Source organism: Bacillus sp. TH13 (genome assembly GCF_016651175.1).
Taxonomy (GTDB): domain Bacteria; phylum Bacillota; class Bacilli; order Bacillales; family Bacillaceae_G; genus Bacillus_A; species Bacillus_A thuringiensis_S.
Window position 1 is genome coordinate 1 of record NZ_JAEKEJ010000022.1, and the last position, 23,329, is coordinate 23,329.

Sequence of the window (23,329 nt, forward strand, 5' to 3'; positions counted from 1 at the left end):
GGGGTAGTGACAGGGTTGCTGTCATAGACCGCAAAGTAACTTTTTGAAATATAAAATTTAAAGCCTGAAAGAAGGCTTTTTTTATTACTAATTTTTCCTTACACTAAATATAAACAGACAAATAAAGTAAGGAGAAAAATGATGAAAAGAAACTGGACTGACGATGAGCTCATTGAATATTTTATTTTAGTTCCAATGGAACGACAGTTAATTGGTAATAAAACAGGTGCTAGCCGCCTAGGTTTTGCGGTCCTTTTAAAGTATTTTCAACATGAAGCTAGATTTCCGATTAAAAAACAGGATATTCCTAAAGTAGTGATTGCATATATTGCAAAACAATTAGATCTTTCGCCAGATTTATTCGATAGTTACCGTTGGGGTGCGGAAGAACGAAATTTTACCTATCATCGCAAGCAAATAAGGGAATCTTTTGGTTTTCATGAATTCACGGCCAATGATATGCCTATATTCCAAAAATGGTTAGTAGACCAAGTGAACTTTACTCATGACACAGATTATTTAAGAGCAAAAGCATATGAACAATTTCGCAATTGGAAAATAGAACCTCCTACTCTCGGTCGCTTGAATCGAATGATTGATTCAGCAATTAACACCTACGAGGTCAACTTCTTTGAATCAACATGTCACAACTTATCAGAATCCACACGATCTAGAATCGATTCTTTTCTTGAATCATCTATTGATATAAATAACGACGAACAGTTAGAAGAAAATGAACTGTTAACATTTCGTGATTTACTTGCTGATCCAGGTCGTGCCAGTTTAAAAACCCTTCATCAAGAAATACAAAAATTATTGGCCATTCGCCATCTTCAAATACCATTAGATTTATTTCAACATATACCTTCCAAACTATTAAAAAAATATCGATTGAGGGCTGCGACAGAAACGTTAACTGATTTACGTGCCCATCCTGAGCCAATTCGGTACACCCTGTTATCTATATTATTTTGGTGCCGACAATCAGAAGTGACAGACCATTTAGCTGATTTACTTATCGATATTACTCATAAAATCGGTAAAAGGGCTACTAAACAAACAGATAAAGAAATTATTGAAGAAATGAAAAAGGTCCAAGGCAAGAATAAATATATTATTAATCTATTAGAAGCTATGATTGAGCATCCCGACGGGATTATTAACGAAATTTTATATTCTGTAGCGGATCCTCAAACTCTTCAAGATATTTTACAAGAACTGAAACGGAATAAACGTATATACAGGGAGAAAGTTTATATAAAAATGCATGCATCATATGGAAATCATTATCGTCGTGCTATTCCTCAGTTATTAGACATTCTTGAATTTCGATCTAATAACCAAATGCATCAACCGGTTATTCATGCTATTCAAGTAATACGAGAATATGCCAATAGTGGCCAAAGATATTTTGCTTCGAAAGATGATGTTCCAATCGATGGTGTAATTCAACCAAAATGGAAGGATACGATTATTGAAACAGATACCAATGGAACTCGACGGATGAATCGAATTAATTATGAAATCGCTGTCTTACAATCTTTAAGAGGTAAACTCCGTTGTAAAGAAATTTGGATTCAGGGAGCAAATAGATATCGTAATCCAGAAGAAGATTTACCTCAGGATTTTGATGATTATAAAGAGGAACATTTTCAAGCACTAAAATTGCCCCTTGATGTAGAACCATTTATTTCAGAACTAATTGAACAGATGAAGAAAAAGCTTTCTCTTTTAGATGAAGGATTGTTGTCTAAAAATAATCAAAAGGTAAGTATACTCTCCAAAAATAATGGATGGATTCGTCTTTCTCCATTAGAAAAACAGGATGATCCTATTCATTTATCTCAAATAAAAAACGAAATCAGAAACAAATGGCCAAATACAAACTTACTAGATGTATTAAAAGAAGCGGATTTCCTTGCTAATTTCACGAAACATTTCAAAACAACTGCAGACCGAGAAATTCTTGATAGAGAAACCGTTCAACGAAGACTCATCCTTTGTTTATTTGGACTAGGAACAAATACAGGTCTTAAAAGAGTCTCTTCAGGAAATACTACTGATAGCTATCGTGAACTTTTATATATCCGTAAAAAGTTTATTCATAAAGATAATCTTCGGAAAGCAATTGCTGAAGTTGTAAATCAAATTATGTATCAACGATTAAAAGATATTTGGGGAGATGGAACAACAGCTTGTGCTTCAGACTCAAAAAAGTTTGGGGCTTGGGATCAAAATCTTTTAACAGAATGGCATATTCGTTATCGTGGACGTGGTGTCATGATTTATTGGCATGTTGATAAAAAATCTACTTGTATTTATTCTCAGTTAAAATCTTGTTCATCATCAGAAGTAGCTGCCATGATTGAAGGTGTTTTACGACATTGTACAGAAATGTCTGTGGATAAAAATTACGTAGATACGCATGGACAGAGTGAAGTTGCTTTTGCTTTCTGTCATTTACTTGGTTTTAAACTGATGCCAAGGTTTAAAAATATTTATTCACAAAAACTTTATCGACCTGAAACTGGAATGCAAGATGCCTATTCTAGTTTACAACCAATATTAACTAGACCTATAAAATGGGATCTGATTCGTCAACAATATGAACAAATTGTTAAATATGCAACTGCCCTTAGATTAGGTACTGCATCTGCAGAGTCGATTTTAAAACGTTTTACTAAAGATGTTCAACACCCTACTTATCAAGCATTAAGCGAGCTAGGGAAAGCAATTAAAACCATCTTCCTGTGTGAATATTTACATTCCGAAGAAATTCGCAGAGAGATTCATGAAGGATTAAATACCGTAGAAAACTGGAACTCAGCAAATAGCTTTATTTTTTACGGAAAAAACAGTGAGATTCAAACAAATTCTTTAGAAGGACAAGAAGTATCTGTTCTAGCATTACATTTATTGCAAAATTGTTTAGTGTATATTAACACTTTAATGTTGCAAGAAGTTCTTTATGATCGTGATAAATATTGGCTAAAAAAAATGACACAAGAGGATTTTCGGGCATTAACACCTTTATTTTATACTCACGTAAATCCTTACGGAACTTTCAAGCTTAATATGAATAAACGAATTCCGATTAAGTTTGAAGTTTCATAAATTAGATTTCTATGTATGGAAATACAGAATTGTACTTTAGATTTGAAAAAGTACAAAATTGATGGGAGGATTTCATATTGGATCACTCTTTGACAAGATACGTGATACGTTCTAAAGAAGAAGGAAAATCAGAAGAAGAAATACTTAAGAGTATGTATAAGTGGGGAACACAAGCTGATATAGCTAAAGCATTGAATATAAGCACTAGAAGAGTGAAATACTTGTCTAATAAATATGGATTAACAAAGAACGAAAGCTACAAAAGTACCAAAATTTGTCCGGTATGTGGATTGGAAACACATATATCCTGTTTTGATGTTTTTTGGGTAAACGGTAAATTGAAAAATAAGCATGTTTGCTATAGTTGTGAACGTGAATATCATCGCTCTCGATACATGCATAGGGTGATTACGGAAAAATGGGAACAAGAGCAAATCAAGAAAGAAATTTTCATACTTAAATACAAACTGGAAGTTTTAGAAAGCTTGTTAAAGTAATTTCATATGGAACTCAATAAACGAATAGTTATATAGGTCAAAATAATGTGAATAAAGAAGTGTACGGCACACTTTTTGATAGCAGAGATTAAATGTGCCGTACACTTCTTAATATCCATATACTAACTTCTTTGATATAGCACGTGAAATGGAGAAAATGATAGTATCACGATTTTTTGCAGAGTGTTCAATTGCTGTTTCAGAACATACTTCTATTGTATTCCCATATTTCAATAAAAAACCAGCATCTGTTTTATCGTCTTTACTATGTGGTATGAGCTCCCAATCTCCAAAAAAGTAAAATTTATCGCAGTACAAAAGATATTCTTTCCATTTCTTATCATTTTGAAAGTCCTTATCAGATGCTTTTACTTCAACAAATATAATTTCTCTATTTTCATTAAAACCAGCTACATCAACACGTCTCCCATTAGGTAGGGTCACTTCAAATCCAACTACATATCCTTTTGAGTACAACCATTTCCCTGCTTTATATTGTAATTCACCATGTTTTTGAATTTCCTTAGCAGATAACATATTAGATGCAAGAACGGCTTCGGAAAATGATTTAACACTAATTTTTCTTAAATCTTGAATTTCTTTTTCAGTTTCTTTTATTTGTTCTTCAGTCTTTTTTAAATCTTCTTTTGTTTGTTCTATTTTTTTTAAAAGGCTTTCGCCAATTAACTGAACGCCTTTTTTATAGTACGGTGAAGAAGGAGCAAAATACGTCTTATTTTCAGCTCTTCTATCTTCTTTTTCGAAGTCCCAAATGATACCTCCCCGCTTATTTTTCCGTTCTAGATAAGCTCTTACAAATTTGTCTAAATCATTGATTTCATGAGTATATTTCAAGTCATTATATGTGATGATACCCATATTTTTTAGCTTTTTTTGAAACAAAGAATCAAGGCGTTTTATGAGAATTAGAGTATTTGTTGCTCCATTTTTCCCTTGTGATGTTCGTTGATAAATTCCAACATGTTCTAATAAGAATTCTCTTGTTATTTCATCGTATTTTTGAAAATCATTCGTTAAGACTTTGATTTCACTTTGAATAGATTTTAGTTGTTCTATTTTTTCTTTAGCATCTTTTCTACTTTCTTCTAAATATTTGATTTTAAATTTTGTTTCTTCTAGGAATGCCTGTATTCGTTCACGTTTTTCTTCTAAAGATAATACCATTTGTTTAAGCTGGTCTCTTGTAATATTTTCATTTACAGAAGATAAAATTTCTTCAAGTCCTTCCCAGTCTTCATTCTTAAACAAATCTGCGAGCGCTAGTACTTTTAATCCCATCAAATGAACTTTTCGATTTACTGATTCACTTAAATGTTTATTCGCAGCTAATGTGATTTTTAAATAACGTGATAAACGTTTGGCTTGATCTAATGAGACATCGTATCGTTTTGGAACATCCTTAACTTTTATGGTTTTATCAGTAAGATCTTTAATAATTTCTTGACTCAATTGATCACGACCCGTAATCATATCTATCCTCCTTGAAAAAAGTGTGCCGTACACTTTTAATTCTTATTATAAATTTGATTTCCTGCAAAAACTAGATTACCAAAAACCAATATTTTTGTAACATTTCTCATCCTGCTTCTATTTCTATATTTATAAGGTTTTTCAGGTTACAAAAAATAGTTACCAAAAGTATTACAAAATACCTTTACAATAAATGAACCTTCAGTACAATGAAAGTATATGATTGTACAGGAGGAAACAAATGATTATTGGTTATGCACGCGTATCTACTCTCGATCAAAATTTAGATCGTCAAATCCATTCACTTACTGAATACGGATGTGAAAAAGTCATTCAAGAAAAATTCACTGGAACAATCCGAGAAAGACAAGGTCTTATAAATTTGTTTGATGTGATAAGAAAAGGAGATACTGTTGTAGTTGAAAGTATTTCACGTTTAGGACGTAAAACATTAGATATCCTAAGTATTATTCAACAGTTCGAAGAAATAGGAATTCAATTTGTATCATTGAAAGAGAATATGGATACAGGAACTCCTACAGGAAAAGCTATGTTGCAAATGATGTGTGTTATCGCAGAATTAGAAAGAAATTTGATTGCAGAACGAGTAAAAGAAGGATTAGAAGCAAGTAAGAAGCGTGGAAAAAAGTTAGGTAGGCCAAAATTAGAAAAAGAAAAGCTCTCGATTGCATTACGCATGTATGACAGTAAAGAATACTCAATTAAAGAAATTGTAGAAGGAACTGGCATATCACAAGGCTCTCTTTATCGAGCAATCAATCAAAGAAAACTTGAAGAAATACAGAGGTGACAAATCTCTGTGTTTTTACTTTGCGGTCTATGACAGCAACCCTGTCACTACCCCATAGACGGGGTACCGCCAGCATTTTTGAAAAAAACCACGCTAAGCCAAAAATACAATAAGCTGTCCATATGGACAGCTTATTTACATAATTACCGTTAGCGGAAGTTCAGGTTTATATGTATTTGTTCAAGTTTAGGAATTTATTCTCTCCATTTGCCTTTATTGCTATATGTTTCATAATCAAACTTTGGCATATAATCAAATTCTTCGTCATTTTTCTGTTCATATGCTTCTCTAGCTACACTCAATAAGGATTCAAACTCTATGTCCTTTGGCATTTCCTCAGGACTCTGTAACACTTCGTAATAGAAGTCCCGTCCATTTGCTACAACCACACATCTTGCATACAAAAAATTGTCTACGGAGAAAAATTCTTCTTCGTCTACATAAGCATACTCACCAATGTTCTTTGCATATTCAATACCGTCCAAATCGTAAAGCAATTTTGAGAGTATGTCCTCAAAAGCAAATATATCTTCGTTGGAACTTTTATTTAAATAGTTTACCGCCTCTTCCAAAACTGTTTCGTCATCACCTTCATGATCCCAATCAAACATATCAATAATTTTCCAAAACTCATTCTCATCCATTTTTTGATTTTGAGATGTATTAGACATATGAATCTTCTCCTTTGTTTTCTTTTTATTTATAACCATATTTTGATGATTTTGATTACAACCAAACAGACTGTATAACAAAAAGAGGGAAATAAATAACTTTTTCTTCATTATACCATTTAGAAAAAGACATATATCGCGTTTTTTAGATTGTATAATCTATTCACATCCAGTTAACTTAACGCATCATTATCGGTAGTATCCAAAAAAGCTTAGAGTTCTCATATGACTCTAAGCTTTACTTTTGTAAAAGATTATTTCCAAAACTCGTACCATTTCTTATCTTTACTTGCGGCAATCATCTTCTTAACTTCCTGGACTTCTCTTATTGTTTGCATAAGCATTTCATCACGCCCTTGGTTCTTCGCCACATCTTCGCTAGAATTTGTCGCTATAAGTACCTGGGATTCCTGTATCGTTTGTATAGCGCTCAATAATTCTGATTCTCTTTGTGCAAATCGCTGGTCTTGTTCAATTAAACGTTTGCTTAATTCTTGTAGTAATTCATTTTGCTTTTCAATGACCTCGTTTTGATCTTGAAGCATCGTCTGTAGCGTTGTAGCGTTGAAATCCGGTTCTTCATAGCGCTCAATTTCATGTCGCTCTAATGGCAATATCTCAACGCCTTGATGCCATGATACTATTTGTTTTGTGGCGTTTTCTAATGTCATGTCTGTGTCGTTCTTTAGGTTGATAACCTTACGAAACACCATTACATCACTTTCTCTATACTTCCTATGCCCACGTTCATTCTTTATGAAAGTATAACCCTCTTTTTCTAGTACATCAGCATACTTACGTAATGTACTAGATTGGATACCTAATTGCTCTGCCACTTCGCCAGGACTATATAACGTCTTCATAGCGCCTCACCTCAAAAATATATTCGCTATAGCAATGATATACCCTTTTTCCTAATAATTCACGTATCACTTGTTTCAAATTCTCTTTTCTATATACAAGATTTCATGCAAAAAAAGAATAGCGCGGATCCCTAGAATCCCCGCTACATCAACGATGTATAAAATCCTGTATACCAAATAAATAGACAAAAAAGAATAATCCCTGTACATACAAGGATTCTATGGAAATAGTTGCTACCGATAATGAGACGTTATGTTAACCTTATATGAATATCCTATACATCTAAAAATCTTAATGAGTCAGTTCTCTCAAATGTTACAATTAGAAAATTAATATTGAAGAAACAAAAATCAAATATCTATAATTTAAGGAGTGAAGTTATGATAAGTGTTCACGATAATACAATTGTTTCATACCAAGTTAATCTTGAGAAAGAAGAAATTCGCATTCACACTCTTACTGAATCAGGAGACAATGTATATATAGTTTTTTCAGGTGTCCTAGCACATTTTTTTGAAACCCAAATAAGTAACAGCATTATTTTTAATATAGACGAAGATCCACTTCCAGATTTTTTTAAAGAAAATAAGAAATTATTAGAGCAACAAAAATCTTATTGTTGGCCTATATGTTATGAAGATATTAAAGAATTAGAGGAAACATTAATAACAGGGAATTATTTTTATTACAACATTTGTGCATCTTATGGTCTAAGTGGTTGGGTATTAGCTAAGAAACTTGAGATATTAGACTCTTATTAAGTTAATGCTGATCTTAAATACACTTCCAATAACGAAAATTATGTAAATAAGCTGTCCACTTGGACAGCTTATTGTTTTTTTTGCTTAGCGTACAAAATTCGCGTTTTGTTGGCGGTACCTCATAATGCTAAAATTATGATTTCTAACGTCTTCTTTTTCATTAAAAGTTAAGCACCCCAAATCCCCTTAAAAAAGTTGTATTCGGAATATTGTAACAAAATCAAAAAAAGACCCTACAAGAAGGTCTTTCATCAGCTAATATTAAGCTATTTGAACATTAGTAGCTTGTGCGCCACGTTGTCCTTGTTCTACTCCAAACGTTACACGTTGTCCTTCGTCTAAAGATTTGAAACCGTCGATTTGGATAGCTGAGAAATGTACGAATACGTCTTCTCCACCTTCACGCTCGATGAATCCAAAACCTTTGTCTGCATTAAACCATTTTACTTTACCTTGTTCCATAATTGTTGCCTCCTAGTATGGATACCCACACATGTGTTACTACCCTTGCTCAAATACCTTAGACGAAAAACAAAATTTATTCTTAATCTCAAACCGAACAAAAATAGGTTATTCTTAGATTAACATACTTTCTAAAAAATAGCAAATTTCAAAAATCAGCCCTTATGGTAATTAACCACTAATAGTGGTTACTAGAGAAAAAGTCACTATGATAGTCATCACAGCAAGAAGTTACCAAAGGATCTCGACAATATCATTGATTTGATTTTTTTCAGACATTCAACAATTGATAAAATTAGCTATTTTCGAGTTAAATTTCACTTGTGATAACAATAATTATGTAAATAAACACAAAAGTCCTTCAGTTAAACAATCCGGAGGACTTTTAATAGTTTTCTAATTTATCTTCCAAATACACTCAATCCTAAATAAATCAAACTATAGCTAATTAAAGCACTTGCAAGCATCAAACCTATTTTAAATAATTTGTCTTTTATATTAGGCTTTACTTCACTTACAGGTTTTCCCTCTATAAAATCAACTATTTGACGATAAGTTTTTAAATTATGCTCTTTTTTCAAGTTTTCAAGCTTCGACAATGAAAGCATAAGTAAAATCGTAAGTACCACAGGTATTATTAGACCGTAATAACCAAAAAAGTAAAACATAGGTGCAATAGAAATAGGAAGCATAATCATTAATGCTAACATAATGTAACTCCACTTAAAGAAAGTTGATTTTTGAAGTTCTTCTTTCATGATCTTTACGTCTCCTTTAACTATATCATCCAGGGAGACATTAAAAAGAATACTCATCATTAGTAAATTATGAATATCTGGATAGTTTCTTTCATTTTCCCAGTTAGAAATAGATTGTCTGGAAACATGAATTTTTGCTGCTAACTCCTCTTGGGATATATTATCCCGTTTACGAAAATAATGTATCTGTTTACCAATGTTCATTTATACATCTCCCTTAAGTTTGAGGTTAAATTAAAGGCTAATTAAAAACTACCAAACTTCTTTATAATAACGTGATTTTAAAGTGTAAAAATGTTTTATCATGCTATTTTCCCTTTATTTTTAAGTATAAGTGCTGAATCAACTAATGCAATTGCTGATCAAAGCAACTGTTTAAAGGATAAACCTCTTTTGGATGGGAAAGGTTTCCTTTTACTTCCTGCAGGTACAAACATATATCTTGCGAAGAATACATACACATTAAAACAAAAGTTAACATTGTTTTTTATAGTTAACATAAATGCAATATAACAAAAATAAATTATGATAAATCCTTAAAAATATAAGGCTAATAACACTTTGCTTTTGTTAACTAATACCAAAAAACACCTTCCAACAAAGACGAAAAAATGTTATATTGTTAACAAGATAACTAAAGGAGTGAATAGTTAATGAAAATTACTATGATGAATAAGGATTCCGGAAACTCACTTGATATGAACTTGATTGATGGTTTCTATATTGAAACACCTACAAACGTTGTAGAAATCAGTAAAGATGAAGCTGACTCTCATTTTGTAGCAACCATTACCAATCCTAAAGAATTATTATCTCGCCTACTTATTTCAACAACAATTCCAGGAGAAGACACAGAAAGATTCTTCTTAGTTGGAGACGAAGCTGCAAAACATGCATTAGCTAACAATCATGTCAATAAACTTCATGACAAGATCACAAGCCCTATCCCTTATGTGATGTTTTTATCAGCTGTTTCTTTCTATCATGCTATTAATGAACAGCGCGAATCGGATGACAATACAATTGAAATTGAATATTTCCAAACAATGTTACCTATATGGTTACTTAAACGAACAGCCAAATTTAGTGAAGCTCAAAATACTATGGCAGAAAGATTTGCTGGAGAGCATGAAGTTACAATACATACTCCAGGAATGGAAAAAACTTTAAAAATAACTGTAGAAAAAGCAACTTGTCGTATCGAAGGCGAAATTGCACGTTTAGCAATTAAAAAGAATTTTGAATTAGAAGATCGTGAAGAAGCAAGCCAATTTGATAACAACGACACAGTACTTGTTGATATTGGCGGTGGAACAATTGATCTAGTATTATCACCAGCCGGTTTAAAATCACCTAAGAACCGTGATTCTATGCAACCGATAGATAAATTATCTTATCTATCTCATATTGAAAAATTAAGAAAAGAAAAGTTCCTAGAAAAATTCTCTGATTTACGTTCATTTGAAACATTTATAGTAAAAAATTCCCAAAAACCAAAAATGGAATTAGTTGATGGAAACACTGGCCAGCGTGTAGATTTAACGGACAAAGTTCGCTCTTCTTTAAAAGAGTTTGCTAAATTTTTAATTTTAAAAATCCAAGATGTAATGCCTGCACCAGCTGATAAAGTTTATAAATATGTTTATTTCGGTGGTGTTGCCCCAATACTAGAAGCTAGTATTCATGAAGTTATAGAAGAAATGTATGGAGCTGAAATCGCTCAAGCAAATCATATTTTCTTACCAGATTCACGCAAATTAAATTTATATGGTCTTGAAGTAAAAAGTCGCGGCGAAATGCTGCAAAAAACAGAGAAATAAGTATAGCCAGAAAGGAGGAGCCGCATTATGGGGCGTACTAAAAAGACCGAGAAACAAACAGTCTTTGGACTTCGAACAGATCACATGAGCGAAGAAGTCTATAATCACCTTGAGCAAAAAGCTCGCTCAAAAAAGCTTGCAACTTATCTTATTCAATTAGTTGAACAAGACTTAACACAGAAAGAGCCCTTTGATGCAAAAAAAGAACTTCTAAATGTCTCAAAAAACCAAGAACAAATGATGAATGCCATAAAACAAATTACACAAACAATTTCAGATCTCCAGGTGGCTCCTGTATCTGCTGTTCTTATGCAAAACGATGATAATACCCATAATTCCCTGGCAGACGATTTATTAAAAGACGTAGGTCAAATGGGACAATTAATAACTAATACCAACATTACAGGATCATTAGACGAAGACGATTTAGAAGACCCAGATTTCTAAAACAAAAAGAGTTGCTCATATGAGCAACTCTTTTTGTTTTGTCTAAACTTAAAATATCCCAAATAATTTTTTCCTTTTGGGTTCTTGGTTAGAAATATCAGCTTTAGCGTTGATTTTTTCTAATTCCATCATAATAAGATCAAGTTTCTTTTCTAATTCCTGATTTTTTTCACGCTCTGCTTCAAGCTCTTGTTTAAATACATCATTGCTTTGACGTTCGATTTCAAGTTCTTTTCGAAAACCTATAAATTCAGTCTTTATATCTTCTAAGAAATTCCGAATTTCGCTTGATATAGATTGTAGCGCGTATTGCTCTTCTTCACTCTGAGACCTTGTCACAGCAACTTCCGAACGCGCTACACCCTGTGTTGCACGTGTTTGCTGTGTCATCAACACGCTAACAGCGTGATTCAATGAAACCTTAGTTTTTTCTCTAATCTCTTTTAGAGTATTAAAAACTGTCACATCATCGGCATGATACAGTCTTGTATCGCCATCTTTATTAAACTCATAGCCTTGTTTTTCGAGTTCTAAGCTATATTTTCTGATTGTACTTTCTGCTAGATTGGTGATACGGGAGACATCAATTGTTTTTAAGTACACTTCACTTACAACATCATCTTTTCTCTCCATTCAACCACCTCCCTTATAATACCGCTACACTCTTACCACAGTATTATTTTACTAATCCTTAATACCCATTGTACACTTTTTATTATGCTTGCAAGCAAAAAAATTCACCTCTCGATTTCCATTTAATATTTGCAAGGCAATCCCATCACGGTTCGCATTCTTTGCTTTAATGATTCAGCGTACCTGTATCAATTCTATAGCACATATTAATTGCGGTTCTAATTTTTTAGATTCCTAATTTTGTCCAACTAATTACCTTGTTAATTTTCAGAATGCTTCCTTCTACCTTCCCATTACTTTAAATTACTCCCTAATAGCCATTTTTAACATAATATTCCCCTGTGCTATAGCAGTGATATGTTCTTAGATAAATCGGAAATTAGTGCGAATCTCAAAAACTTATAGCATCCTCACAAAAACAAAGATTCTAGTCTAAACAATCTTCACAAAAAAAAGACGTCTGATGAAAAACACATCATACGTCTTTTTTTGTTCTGACGAAACAAAATCCCTTTTAAATAAAATGAGTTTCAGCCGAGATCCATGTAAAAACAAGTCTCGAACATACATTATTTACCTATTAATATTTTTAGATAATAGTTATAACTTAAATATACATTATTGTTATGGTACAAATAATCCTGGGTTAGTGCATTGATTGCTCGCCTTACTAATTTAACGATTGGCAAAGAGCTTTCTTACATCTGTTCTCCTACTTTTTCCAGATTGAAAGATTTTAATTTCTCCCAACTCTTTTTAGGATGTCTCTTCCTTGTATGTCTTCTCTTTTGTTCCTTCTTAATAGCATCTATCAACATCTTGGGGCTATGGTGAAAATATGCTAGTTCATAGCCCTCCTCAATCATACCGAAATAATCACATTCATTATCAAAAAAGTAATTATCTCCAATTAACTTCTCAAATTCACTTTCAATATAACCCCAATTATGTACTTTACTATCAGAAATTGAAACACCATTAGAAGTTATTTCGAGTTTATCCAAGGAATAATCCATGTACTCTGTTGATATGCTCTCTAATTCTTCAATTTTCTTCATATGTTCCTGATTTTCCAGAATAAATTCAATATACTTCTTTCCCATCATTCTCAGCCCCTTTTTTTACTATCCTTTACCCTTATATTTTTTTCTTCTAACTTCTTATATATTCTACTTTCTCTTTATAACCGTACCCTATGTTTTACATATACTCATCATATCATCTCAAGGGTATTGTACGCTAAGAAGTCTATATAGTTTAGTTACATTTAGCTTAATAATTAAAACGTTTTGTACTTAGAGTACAACCAACATACCAACATAAAACCCACGCTAAGAATTATTTACACCGTAACAATACTGTACGCCTTTATTTCAATGCACGCTTGATTTTGAGATACTTTTTGTCGCATCGAAATCTGATAATAAGAGTAAGATACAGCCTGTGACTCGTTTTTATACGTATCACAGGTAAGGTCAAAAATACTTTTCTTCAAAACTAACTCTTAAGATACTGTTGCAATCTAATGCATTTTTCATCTATCTTCCCTTATATATATGTCGAAACCTTTCTTGAAACGGTCTTGCAAAGATTTGTTGTATGATGCGTAAGTCAAATCTTTGCATTATATGTATACCCAATTCCAAGCAGAAAATTAATAAAATCGTTCGTCTGATTACTCTATGAACTTATGAAATTCTCATCAGAAATTTAATTTTTTAAAACAATAGGTAGAATACTTTTTAAAATATATGTCCAAACTTGTAAATAAATTATATAAGTTTAGGAGATGTATCATATGTTTTTTAAAGATAACAAGACCCTTTTCAAAAAATGGTTAGATCGTCATGGAATCGAACAAAAAGAAATACTTAAAGCCACAAAAATATCTAGTGCAACTTTAACAAAAACTTGTCGTGACAAAACGTATATTCCGACACCCCTTGTAATGAAAAAACTCTTGAAAGCTATTAGAAAAATAGACCCTTACGCACAACCACATGATTTTTGGAAAATGTAAATAGGCACAAGAACTATTGCCCTTGTGCCTTTGCTTTATCCGTACTGTTTTTGTAAATCGATCCAGGATCGGCCATACATGCGAGAATGCCTTTTTGTTAGAAAGCTATTATCATATTTTGGTTTAACCGGTGGCGCCATTTTACAAATGAACGATGGTTGCATTTCTCCCCCAGCTCTTACACTGATAATCGCGTGATGTGCTGGTATTTTATATGCTTGTTCTAGTGAAATTGTATCCTCAAATCGATGCTTAGATAATTCAAATGTCTTTGTATGATCGTTCATAAATAGGAATTGCTGTACGCCGCCACCTTGTAAATTCTCTTGTAATGACGGTTTCAATTTGTTCCAATGATGAAATGCATAGATACTTCCTAGTCTCTCTTTTCTGCCCTCTGTACCCACTCTGCCCATCAATTTAGTTAATCCTTCACTTTCATATTGCTCGGGTTCATTAAAAATGATAAATGCTCCATTTTCTTGCTCTTTTTTAGTCATTAATAACCTGGTCATGAAGGTTTTTAGTGTGATCCAGTGAACTAGGGTTTTTACTGCATGTTCCCCCAATCCCCTAGCATTTGGAACCCTTAAAATAATAACTTTTCCCTCTTGCATCCATTTACCAAAATCAAGTTCTTTCAATGGGTCTTGTGCAAAGATATCATACAATCTTTCATTCCCAAAAAAGCGGTTTAATCTGGTTATGATGGGATCACACTTATTCCCTAATTGTTCATTATCTCCCCACTGTATCAGCTCATTCGCAAGACGCAAATTCCCTTCATTCACTAATTCTTGAATACGATTTACCCGAAAGTCCTCATCTTCTATAATACGTTTTATATTAAATAGACTTCCTTTACTTGCTTTGGCCGCATCCGTTAAATATTTTTCACTTCGGCTTAATCCTTCAATTTGCATGAAATCAATCATTTCATCCGCAAACCTTGAAGCACCGTTCCGCCCTAGCTTTGTAATTACTTCTGTTAAATCTAGAGGTGGGATATAATCACTGTCGTTTAAATCGAGATCAATAATGTTTTCTGGTGGTAATGCATCACGAATTCCGTCTGCCATACCCCGCCCACCTTCTTCTACAATTGCATCTGGTATGATAAAACTAATCTTATGTTTTGTATTTCCCTCAATAACAAAATTCTTAATTGCTGTATCTTTACCAGCCCCCTGTCCTCCTATAAAGACGTAACCTCTATAAAAATTATCTGGATTATCTATTGGCATATAGATTGGTATTTTTTGATCTTTCAATTCCGAATGTCCTAAAAATATTCCTTTTTCACCCCGCATAATCGCTGGTATCTCAATTTCAACTTTCTTTTTTACACTCAATGCATCTGCATATTTTCGTTGCAACTCTTTTACAGGCATTTGCAAAGCTAATTTGCTCATTTCATCGGTACTCATCAAATTTACATTCGGATCAAACTTTGTCTTGCTTGATAGTTCGAATGTATTTAATTCCTGTAATATTTCTGTTTGGCGTTTTCTCATTCTTATTTTTACGCCATGTAGTTCATTCGTTTCTGATAAATCCATCATAGAAAGTGCTAAGGTTTCCCCCATTGTCTCCCTGGTTAACCGATCATGGGAATGTGAGGCCACCCGTATACGCGTTTTAAAAACAGGCTGATTTCCTTTGTCATAACTCACACGATTTGTTCCAACTTCATCAGCGGTTGTATGTGCCTTTTTAATGATGTACTCTTTGCTAAATTTTTTATCTGATTTAAAAAAAGCGTTCGAGAACGCCTGGAATGTATCAGTTAATAAATCATTTATTTCATTAATAACAGCCGCAACACCAATTTTCGCCCCTGTTACAAGTCGTTTGCCGCTCATATTAACCCGTTGGGGTGGTTTCCCCTTCTTTAACTTTTCAATGGCCCAGGAAGCGTTTTTCACCCATTTCTGACGGTTTTCTGCTTCATTACAGATACTCAATCGGCAAATGTCTCCATCATAACTTAGTTCATCAATAACACTTAAAATATTACCAATAGGCGTTTTTGTATCGTTGCTATTTGTATTTAAGGAAAAGATGTCATGTTTTAAATATCGCATTTCTTGTACGATTGTATTTTCATTAGAAATTTGCAAATCTGATATTTCCGCTTCCTTAATTGTCACACTCATTTTGTTCTCTAATTTTCTTTTGAGCTTTAGTGCTTGATATTCGCTAGTTGCTACATAAAATTCAATTTTCTTCTGGCCATTTTCCTGTTTGAAAATGACATCAAACCAGAAACAATCCTTTTCACGATAATGAAATGTAATCCCTTTTCTTTCTATACGACTTCCCATACTTTCGTACATTTCATACATCTTATGGATCGCCCGCCATAAACGCTTTGTATTATTAGATACATCCGCATGAGGAATAATCCGATATACAATCTTTTTGTTTTTTTCTACTTGTAAAAATTGTTTTAAAGAATATATCTCTTTTCTTTTAAACCAGGATTTTTTTATTTTCTTAGGTTCATATAATACTGGCAAATATTCATTTTGTGCCAAAACAGGAAGGTTTGTATTTTCTTTATCGCATATAATAAAGCCTTCTCCCTGTATCATTTTTAGGCCCCTCCTAATATACATATTGCCAAGATAAGTCCGCCTGCAAAATAGGCCAGCGGCTTCATCATTCCGCCTTTGTTTGTCATTGAACCTATCATAATAAATCCAGCTGTCACTAATGCACCATATCCCATAATATCGGGCAAATTTAAAACAAACCAATGGCCTAATTGACTTAATATATCAACCATAAATTCACCAACTGGCTTGAAAACCCATTCCAATTCCTTCCCTACAATAGCATCACTAAAGTTATTTAATTGATCTAGAAAAGAACCTTCTTTTGCCTTTTCTCCAATATACCCAGCTGTATTAGCCGCAATCATTTTTCCACCTTCTAAAATGAATTTCACAAGGACCCCTCCTTTTAAATTCCCTTTAAAAAGTCTCTTATGTCAACGCTGTGCCTAGCTAAAACATATCCGCAACATGCACCAATTAAAATTTCTATTGCCTTTGTACGGTGGCCCAACGCCCAGGCCGCACCCGAAAAGATAATAACTAAAACTACGCCCGCATCAAACCCGTTCATAATCGCACTATGAACATTGCCAAATGTCCCGTTAACTCCCACGGCAAATGTTACCTTTGGAAGTATTAATATTAATGAACTCCCTGTAGCGGTAAAAACCTTTTTAAGTACGTTCTTACTATTTGTTTCTTTATGTGCTTTCTTTTTATAACTTTGATCCATAAAAGAGCGAAAAGAAATTGTTTCTGTCTTAGTCATGATGCAACACCCCTCGTATAATTTCAAAAGAACTACACATACTACTTATAAATGAAAAGTAGGAGGTCTAACGATATGCATGTTGCTATTGCTGTCGCTGTAGGCGCGATTATTGGATCACTTGTTAATGTTTTTGTTGGGTAAAAATACAGGCAGTGAGCTTTTTGAAGGCTCCTGTCTTTTTGTTTGCGCCTTAATTTGTTCAATACGTTCCGCGGCACTTAATTTCTTCTTTCCTGTTACATTCTGTTCGTCTTGTTGAATTGATGACGGTACTTGTTTTCTATCCTCTTCGCATGTCATTTTCTTATGTTTATCGGGTATATCGTTCCAGATCAATTTCTTTACATAACCCGAAAAATTTTTACGCTTCACATGTTGTAACATGATTCGATCCTTTTCATTCTTCTTATTGAATGCTACAGGTTTACTAAACTTTGATCTTTCCATTCTGCTCACCCTCCCCGATGTGACCGATAATATCGGTATTACTAAAACGTATTCCTTGCTGTTTGTACGTTATTCACCTTTTTATACCAAAAAACTCTCTTCTTTTTTATTTAATCAATATAAGCGGTAATATCACTTTTGCCATAAAAAAATGGCCTTTTTAGGCCACATTTTCACTCATTAGCTATCAGCGCGCTTTACGCTATTAGCTATATGCCGACAGTATGAAACTTGTGCAAGTACAACACGAAAAAGAAACATCCTTGCAAAATTTCCGAAATATAAGAATTTTAAAATTGTATTAAAGTATAAAATGTTATAATTATACTGTTCCTTTTGCATCCATGAGAAGGATTATAAAACCGTAAGACACTTAGAGAGGGGAAACAACTATGTCACTTTTACAGCAACATTTTGAAGAAAGAAGAGAATACATTTTCAATCGTCTTAAACAACCAGAATACATAGAAAGAAGCATAGAAAAAGTTCGACAAGCTCAAAAAGAGATCAAAAATACAGTGCGAACGATTAAAGATTTGTTACTCTTAGACAAAACAACTGATCCTTGTTTACCAGAGGTCGCTCAATTTTCTCTTCAACACATTACAAATTCAGAGTCGTTTGAGAATGTCAAAAACCTTGTTCCATCATCTATAAAAAAGTTAAGTGAAGAAGAACGCGCAAAAGTATTAGATGAAACATTAAGCGTAGCAAACCAAATCATGAATTTAGAACGTACTGTTTTTATCATGATGTTTAATGCAAAAGAGAAAATCCTCATGGATTCTTATAAGAAAAAGCGTAGATCGCAAACAGAACTTCATTATGATGTTGCTGACAAAGAAGGGTTCGACAAGGCTTTTTATGAAGAGCGTATTGATTCATTACAAAATGATATTCGTGTACTATCTTTCAAAAAGCTATGTGAAAATGAACCCGCACCAGAAGACTTAGAACTATTCAAACAACGTTATGAAACAATTATTTTGCCAAAAGTACAAGAAATTGTTTCCCTAATTGAACAAAGTTTAATAAATATAGAAGTATTTTTAAATCCAGTAATCGAGTATGGTGTAGGAGAAATCAATTTAGATGAAATGATTCAAAAACTACACAAAAATCTTTCTCTATTTCACGAATTATCGAAAGTTGAATATTGCCCAACGGTTGAGCTAACAGTAAAAGAATATGTATTCTTAGAAGCTATGAACCGTTCCGAAAAAGGAGAGGAGTTGCAAGCATCTAAATAATGCACATACAAGAGGGATTTTATCGTTCTTTATATAATAATATAAATATATAATCCGTATAATGGATGCTACATACAGAATCTTTTAGTCTATCACCAAGATACAATATAAAAGGAGGAGAACAAGGTGATTCAACTTACAGTAAAAGGTCAACCTTCTCATATTCGTCATTTAGCTCATGATCCGGAATATCTATTTGCAATGGAATTCCATGATCTTATAAAACAAACGACATATGTTAATAAAGAAAAATGTTCAGTTAAAGTGACAACTCTGATTCGTTCAGAACAATGGAATCAATTATTACAGATGATTGCAGAAGGGGGAGATACATTAGCTGAGGCCAATGAAATTATACTGGAAGGAAAGATGGACCACACACCTGAAGAGGTATATACTTTCGCACCTATCCATATTATGTACCGCTCTCATTCACAACAGAAACAAGAAGAAATTGAATCCGAATTACGTGAAAAAAAGTCAAAGAGAGTGGCTTCAAATACTAAACCCACTGTATCCAAGCGTGCGGAACAACTACATGCAAAATACGATGGAGTTTGTCAAAAATGTGGGCAGCGATGTGATAAGCGTGTCGTGTCTATCCAAAAAATACAATCCAAAATGGGAATTGTTTGTCCAGATTGCAAAAATGGAACAACATTTTTAATTAAAGAAGTGAAAGATCAGTTACAACAAGAACTTCTTCAACATAATTTATTTTCTAGAAAACAGGAAATTCTATCTTATTTTCAAAAGTTTTGTTCTCAATTCGCACTTGTAAAGCATGATGAAACAAATCGTATATATTGGTCATGGGAAACGGAACAAATATATAGAAAAGTCTATGTTTCAAAAGAGGGCACTATATATAAAGTAAGACTAAGCGCAGGAGGAATTTGTATTCCTTCAGAATTCACCTCTCACATTACTATCAAAGAAAATACATATCGAGTGTTCCATCCAACCACAGAAATGCGGATGGATAGAATCAGAGCATTATCAGATGCGCAGAAGGCAAGTATTGAAGAAGAAGAAATTGAAAAACAAATTCAATACTATAAGGATAAGAAAGAGTTCTCAGAAAAGATTATTGTGAAACAAGCAGAGAACTCGAAACGATATCAAGTATTATCTGGATATACAGCCTATCAAGCTGCAAAGAAGATTAAGCCTAAACATATCTATGTGACAGTTGTTGTTGATACGTGTAAAGAAGTTTTACAGAGCATCTAAAGCGTAGAAATGGCTGTACAAGAATATTTATTTTTAGAAATCGTAAACAATTCTAAAAAAGTAGATGAGTTGCAACCATCTAAATGATGCATACACAAGAAAAATTTTATGAGAAGTTAATAGAAGAGAAGAAAGAAGTAACGATTTTTCTAATAAATGGTGTCAGAGTACCTGGAAAAATTATCGCTGTTGATAAATTTTCGGTACTAGTTTTAAGCAATGGAAAGCAACAGTTCCTTTATAAACAAGCAATTTCGACTGTTTCTTTATAAAATACAATTAATATAAAAATCTTACAATTATAATATTTTTATCCTTTAGTGAATGTATCTCACTTCAAAAAATTCCATACATAATGTACTCTTAGATATAAGAATTAGATTTTTTCCTTTGGGGCAAGGCTGGTTTCAGCCTTGTTTTTTGTTTGCGATTTTTTGGATACAATTTTTTCGAGATTCTATATATAAAGGAGTTTAAAAGAAAAGGTGGATATGAGATTACTACATGACATAATCGAGGATCAAAAAAAAGAATTGAGCTATCTTGTAAAAAAATATGGATTTAGCCATCAAAAAGTAATTGCTTATAGTCAAAAGTTAGACCTTTTAATTTATGAAGCAATGGGAAAATATCGATTAGATCAAAAAATGAGGATAAAAAAAGAATCCTTAATTCAATAAGGATTCATAACAGGAAGATAAGAGACAGATATAGTAATAAAAAGAATTGATTATATTATAATTCAAAAATATGAAAAGCCATATTGAGAAAAAAATATCAGATTGAATTTTCTGATTAATTGTTTTAAAATAAAAGCGAGTTGTAGTAATAAGCTGTCATTAAACCCCTTACGCTAAAAAGATTGGCAAATATTCAATCTTTTTTTATGTAGATAGGCTCTCATACTTTTCTTGCATGAGAGCCTATCTACATTCGGGAACTACCTCTCATTATTATAAAGAAATAATCCATATAAAACCAATAGGTTTTTTGATATTAAAACGCTACATTTTTTATATTCTATGTTAAAATTAGTGATTGAGGGTACAATTTTTCAAGAGAAAAAGGCAAACAATATAAATACTTTCTGAAAGTGTTCAATTCAAGTTCAACAAAAAGCATTTGTTATTCTATAGCAAATGCTTTTTGACAAATTACATTCCTTTTTATAACATAAAAAAGGAATTGAGTGGCTAGACTCAATTCCTTTGGTGAAGCTATTTGCCAACGAACACCTGGTAAAAGAATCCTTCGTTAAACGTTGGATTCTTTTACTTTGTTTTTAACATGAAATGTAATACTGTATATACCATTTTTCTTGTTGAACATCCTCGTTTGAGTGCTAATTGTTGTAAGAGTTTTTGCTGAAATGGTGATAATTCAATTTCTACAAAATGCTGAAAAGCATGAGATTACCTTACACGTATATCCTCCATATAGATATAGTCTAAACCTTCTGTTACTAACTCCGATGCAATTTGATCTAAATTTTCGTTATACAATGCGAACTCTTCCAATCTTTCATGCAAATGTGGTTCTAATGAAATTAATACTGCTTATTATTTTTTAGGAATTTCTGTTTCTGGCCTTTCCAGTAATTTTGCTCTTGCATAACTGCATGTAACATTTTGATTCCCCTATTTATAATTTAAATTTGTATTTCTTCCTTAAAATCAAATTCCTACTTATTGTTTCTTACGGTATCAATTGCGGCTAAACAAGCGGCTATCCCAAGACGCTTTTCACTATATATTTTCTTGTTCACTGTTAGGTACCAGCACCCTTTTTCTTTTACACTCAATAGATCGTCATATTGCCTCCCTAATTTTTCTAGAATAAAAGTGGATTCCTCAACAGGATTGAAATATTCAACTGGCATTCTAATAAATGGTGTATGATTCTTCCCCCAATATGTACCGCATTTTTCTAGCCCCAAAAACTCTTTTGCAATGACATAATCTAGCCTTTCTGTTGCAACAGATAAATCATGATACGGTATCCACCAATTAGAATCACTCATGGCTACAAACTCTTTTGCAATACTGTTGTATAGAATTTGACAAATACTAATCCCTTCAAAATCATCTTGTGTAACAACAAAATCAGACTGTCTTAATTTGTGCCCATTTTTATCTGTTGTACCAATTTCAAATTCTTCACTTTTCAACAATTGGACTGTTTTCATCACATTCAATTCCCCCTTTATTTCTTACATAGACATGCTAAAATATTTTTGAAGGCATCTTATTTCTTGTGCCCTTCACCAATACGATCACTCATCACACTTCCCCTTTCTGTTGCTTTATAACAATGGAAAGGGATTGTTTTGTAAAGCGGCTTTTACTCTCTTGCATAGCATTTTGAAGCAATTTCAACTTTGTTTCCTTACAAAGAACTCTCCATACAGATACACCGATTTTCATTTTCTTGCCTCCCTTTTATACTTCTTCTCCACACTCATGACAAACCGTTATAGATTCATCTGTTCCCTGGATTTCGATTGTTTGATTATCTCCATGCGTACAAGAAATCTCTTTGTCTTCTATCTGTTTTTTTATGTGAATTACAACTTATTCAATGCAGTAATAACATAGTCTTCCTAACGCAAATTCTTCCGCGGCAATCTTTCCACACGCTCTACATTTGTAAGCTTCCATGTAATTGCTCCTTTCTCTCTTAAAGGACTAATTCACTAAGCTGACAGCAATCAACGCACTAAT

Annotated in this window: 24 protein-coding genes and 1 pseudogene; 11 read left to right on the top strand and 14 right to left on the bottom strand. The window is 32.9% G+C overall.

Going from position 1 to position 23,329, the window contains the following annotated elements:
• Positions 1–141 precede the first annotated feature (141 nt).
• Positions 142–3,114: a Tn3 family transposase gene (locus JFU02_RS07255; RefSeq protein ID WP_201069513.1), complete on the top strand. Its 2,973-nt coding sequence runs from the start codon at positions 142–144 to the stop codon at positions 3,112–3,114.
• Between the two features lie 77 nt (positions 3,115–3,191).
• Positions 3,192–3,611: a hypothetical protein gene (locus JFU02_RS07260; protein WP_207193670.1), complete on the top strand. Its 420-nt coding sequence runs from the start codon at positions 3,192–3,194 to the stop codon at positions 3,609–3,611.
• Between the two features lie 108 nt (positions 3,612–3,719).
• On the opposite strand, the gene JFU02_RS07265 is transcribed toward JFU02_RS07260, so the two are convergent.
• Positions 3,720–5,081, bottom strand: a complete 1,362-nt coding sequence (locus JFU02_RS07265; RefSeq protein ID WP_242488015.1) for an MmcB family DNA repair protein — start codon at positions 5,079–5,081, stop codon at positions 3,720–3,722.
• A gap of 262 nt (positions 5,082–5,343) precedes the next feature.
• On the opposite strand from JFU02_RS07265, the gene JFU02_RS07270 reads away from it, so the two are divergent.
• Positions 5,344–5,913, top strand: coding sequence for a recombinase family protein (locus tag JFU02_RS07270; protein WP_000583547.1), 570 nt, complete (start codon positions 5,344–5,346; stop codon positions 5,911–5,913).
• Positions 5,914–6,107: 194 nt separating this feature from the next.
• Here JFU02_RS07270 and JFU02_RS07275 read toward each other — a convergent pair whose 3' ends face one another.
• A complete protein-coding gene (locus JFU02_RS07275) occupies positions 6,108–6,584 on the bottom strand; it encodes a DUF4240 domain-containing protein (RefSeq protein ID WP_201070470.1) in 477 nt (158 codons plus the stop codon).
• A gap of 254 nt (positions 6,585–6,838) precedes the next feature.
• Complete coding sequence (locus JFU02_RS07280) at positions 6,839–7,447, bottom strand: DUF3967 domain-containing protein (protein WP_097861055.1); 609 nt, start codon at positions 7,445–7,447, stop codon at positions 6,839–6,841.
• 381 nt (positions 7,448–7,828) lie between these two features.
• Here JFU02_RS07280 and JFU02_RS07285 point away from each other — a divergent pair, with 381 nt between their 5' ends.
• A complete protein-coding gene (locus tag JFU02_RS07285) occupies positions 7,829–8,209 on the top strand; it encodes a hypothetical protein (protein WP_201070473.1) in 381 nt (126 codons plus the stop codon).
• A 261-nt stretch (positions 8,210–8,470) separates the two neighbouring features.
• On the opposite strand, the gene JFU02_RS07290 is transcribed toward JFU02_RS07285, so the two are convergent.
• Together JFU02_RS07290 and JFU02_RS07295 are read right to left on the bottom strand one after the other, a co-directional pair.
• Positions 8,471–8,671 (bottom strand): cold-shock protein, encoded by a 201-nt coding sequence (locus JFU02_RS07290; RefSeq protein WP_000434815.1) that lies wholly within the window; start codon positions 8,669–8,671, stop codon positions 8,471–8,473.
• 401 nt (positions 8,672–9,072) lie between these two features.
• Positions 9,073–9,633: a helix-turn-helix transcriptional regulator gene (locus JFU02_RS07295; RefSeq protein WP_201070476.1), complete on the bottom strand. Its 561-nt coding sequence runs from the start codon at positions 9,631–9,633 to the stop codon at positions 9,073–9,075.
• A 449-nt stretch (positions 9,634–10,082) separates the two neighbouring features.
• On the opposite strand from JFU02_RS07295, the gene JFU02_RS07300 reads away from it, so the two are divergent.
• Both JFU02_RS07300 and JFU02_RS07305 read left to right on the top strand, forming a co-directional pair.
• The gene (locus JFU02_RS07300) at positions 10,083–11,249 is read left to right on the top strand and encodes a ParM/StbA family protein (protein ID WP_201070478.1); all 1,167 of its coding nucleotides are present in this window, start codon (positions 10,083–10,085) and stop codon (positions 11,247–11,249) included.
• 27 nt (positions 11,250–11,276) lie between these two features.
• A complete protein-coding gene (locus JFU02_RS07305) occupies positions 11,277–11,696 on the top strand; it encodes a hypothetical protein (RefSeq protein WP_106405674.1) in 420 nt (139 codons plus the stop codon).
• 48 nt (positions 11,697–11,744) lie between these two features.
• Here JFU02_RS07305 and JFU02_RS07310 read toward each other — a convergent pair whose 3' ends face one another.
• Positions 11,745–12,329, bottom strand: coding sequence for a hypothetical protein (locus tag JFU02_RS07310; RefSeq protein WP_106405675.1), 585 nt, complete (start codon positions 12,327–12,329; stop codon positions 11,745–11,747).
• Positions 12,330–13,027: 698 nt separating this feature from the next.
• Positions 13,028–13,435 carry a hypothetical protein gene (locus JFU02_RS07315; protein WP_242488068.1) on the bottom strand — a complete coding sequence of 136 codons (408 nt, stop codon included), beginning with the start codon at positions 13,433–13,435 and terminating at the stop codon, positions 13,028–13,030.
• 692 nt (positions 13,436–14,127) lie between these two features.
• On the opposite strand from JFU02_RS07315, the gene JFU02_RS07320 reads away from it, so the two are divergent.
• Positions 14,128–14,349 (top strand): transcriptional regulator, encoded by a 222-nt coding sequence (locus JFU02_RS07320; protein WP_106405676.1) that lies wholly within the window; start codon positions 14,128–14,130, stop codon positions 14,347–14,349.
• Positions 14,350–14,384: 35 nt separating this feature from the next.
• Here the strand turns inward: JFU02_RS07320 and JFU02_RS07325 are convergent, their stop codons facing one another.
• From JFU02_RS07325 to JFU02_RS07340, 4 genes are all read right to left on the bottom strand, one after another.
• Positions 14,385–16,943, bottom strand: a complete 2,559-nt coding sequence (locus JFU02_RS07325) for an ATP-binding protein (RefSeq protein ID WP_201070480.1) — start codon at positions 16,941–16,943, stop codon at positions 14,385–14,387.
• A 2-nt stretch (positions 16,944–16,945) separates the two neighbouring features.
• Positions 16,946–17,299, bottom strand: a complete 354-nt coding sequence (locus JFU02_RS07330; protein ID WP_086387840.1) for a hypothetical protein — start codon at positions 17,297–17,299, stop codon at positions 16,946–16,948.
• 14 nt (positions 17,300–17,313) lie between these two features.
• Positions 17,314–17,676 (bottom strand): glycosyltransferase, encoded by a 363-nt coding sequence (locus tag JFU02_RS07335; RefSeq protein ID WP_201070482.1) that lies wholly within the window; start codon positions 17,674–17,676, stop codon positions 17,314–17,316.
• Between the two features lie 117 nt (positions 17,677–17,793).
• On the bottom strand, positions 17,794–18,126 hold the full coding sequence (locus tag JFU02_RS07340; RefSeq protein WP_088115869.1) for a hypothetical protein: 333 nt from the start codon (positions 18,124–18,126) through the stop codon (positions 17,794–17,796).
• Positions 18,127–18,518: 392 nt separating this feature from the next.
• Here JFU02_RS07340 and JFU02_RS07345 point away from each other — a divergent pair, with 392 nt between their 5' ends.
• The 4 genes from JFU02_RS07345 to JFU02_RS07360 all read left to right on the top strand — a co-directional run bounded on the left by JFU02_RS07345 (position 18,519) and on the right by JFU02_RS07360 (position 21,289).
• Entirely contained in the window at positions 18,519–19,376 is an 858-nt protein-coding gene (locus JFU02_RS07345; RefSeq protein ID WP_201070484.1) for a hypothetical protein, read from the top strand.
• 126 nt (positions 19,377–19,502) lie between these two features.
• The gene (locus tag JFU02_RS07350; RefSeq protein ID WP_201070486.1) at positions 19,503–20,609 is read left to right on the top strand and encodes a hypothetical protein; all 1,107 of its coding nucleotides are present in this window, start codon (positions 19,503–19,505) and stop codon (positions 20,607–20,609) included.
• Positions 20,610–20,695: 86 nt separating this feature from the next.
• Positions 20,696–20,881 (top strand): RNA chaperone Hfq, encoded by a 186-nt coding sequence (gene hfq / locus JFU02_RS07355; RefSeq protein ID WP_086404307.1) that lies wholly within the window; start codon positions 20,696–20,698, stop codon positions 20,879–20,881.
• Between the two features lie 213 nt (positions 20,882–21,094).
• A complete protein-coding gene (locus JFU02_RS07360) occupies positions 21,095–21,289 on the top strand; it encodes an aspartyl-phosphate phosphatase Spo0E family protein (protein WP_042867790.1) in 195 nt (64 codons plus the stop codon).
• A gap of 591 nt (positions 21,290–21,880) precedes the next feature.
• Here JFU02_RS07360 and JFU02_RS32060 read toward each other — a convergent pair.
• The 3 genes and pseudogenes from JFU02_RS32060 to JFU02_RS07370 form a co-directional block, all read right to left on the bottom strand.
• Positions 21,881–22,236 (bottom strand): annotated as a pseudogene (locus JFU02_RS32060) (hypothetical protein).
• Between the two features lie 54 nt (positions 22,237–22,290).
• Positions 22,291–22,794, bottom strand: a complete 504-nt coding sequence (locus JFU02_RS07365; protein ID WP_106405690.1) for a hypothetical protein — start codon at positions 22,792–22,794, stop codon at positions 22,291–22,293.
• Between the two features lie 94 nt (positions 22,795–22,888).
• Entirely contained in the window at positions 22,889–23,032 is a 144-nt protein-coding gene (locus JFU02_RS07370; protein ID WP_000690452.1) for a hypothetical protein, read from the bottom strand.
• Positions 23,033–23,329 lie beyond the last annotated feature (297 nt).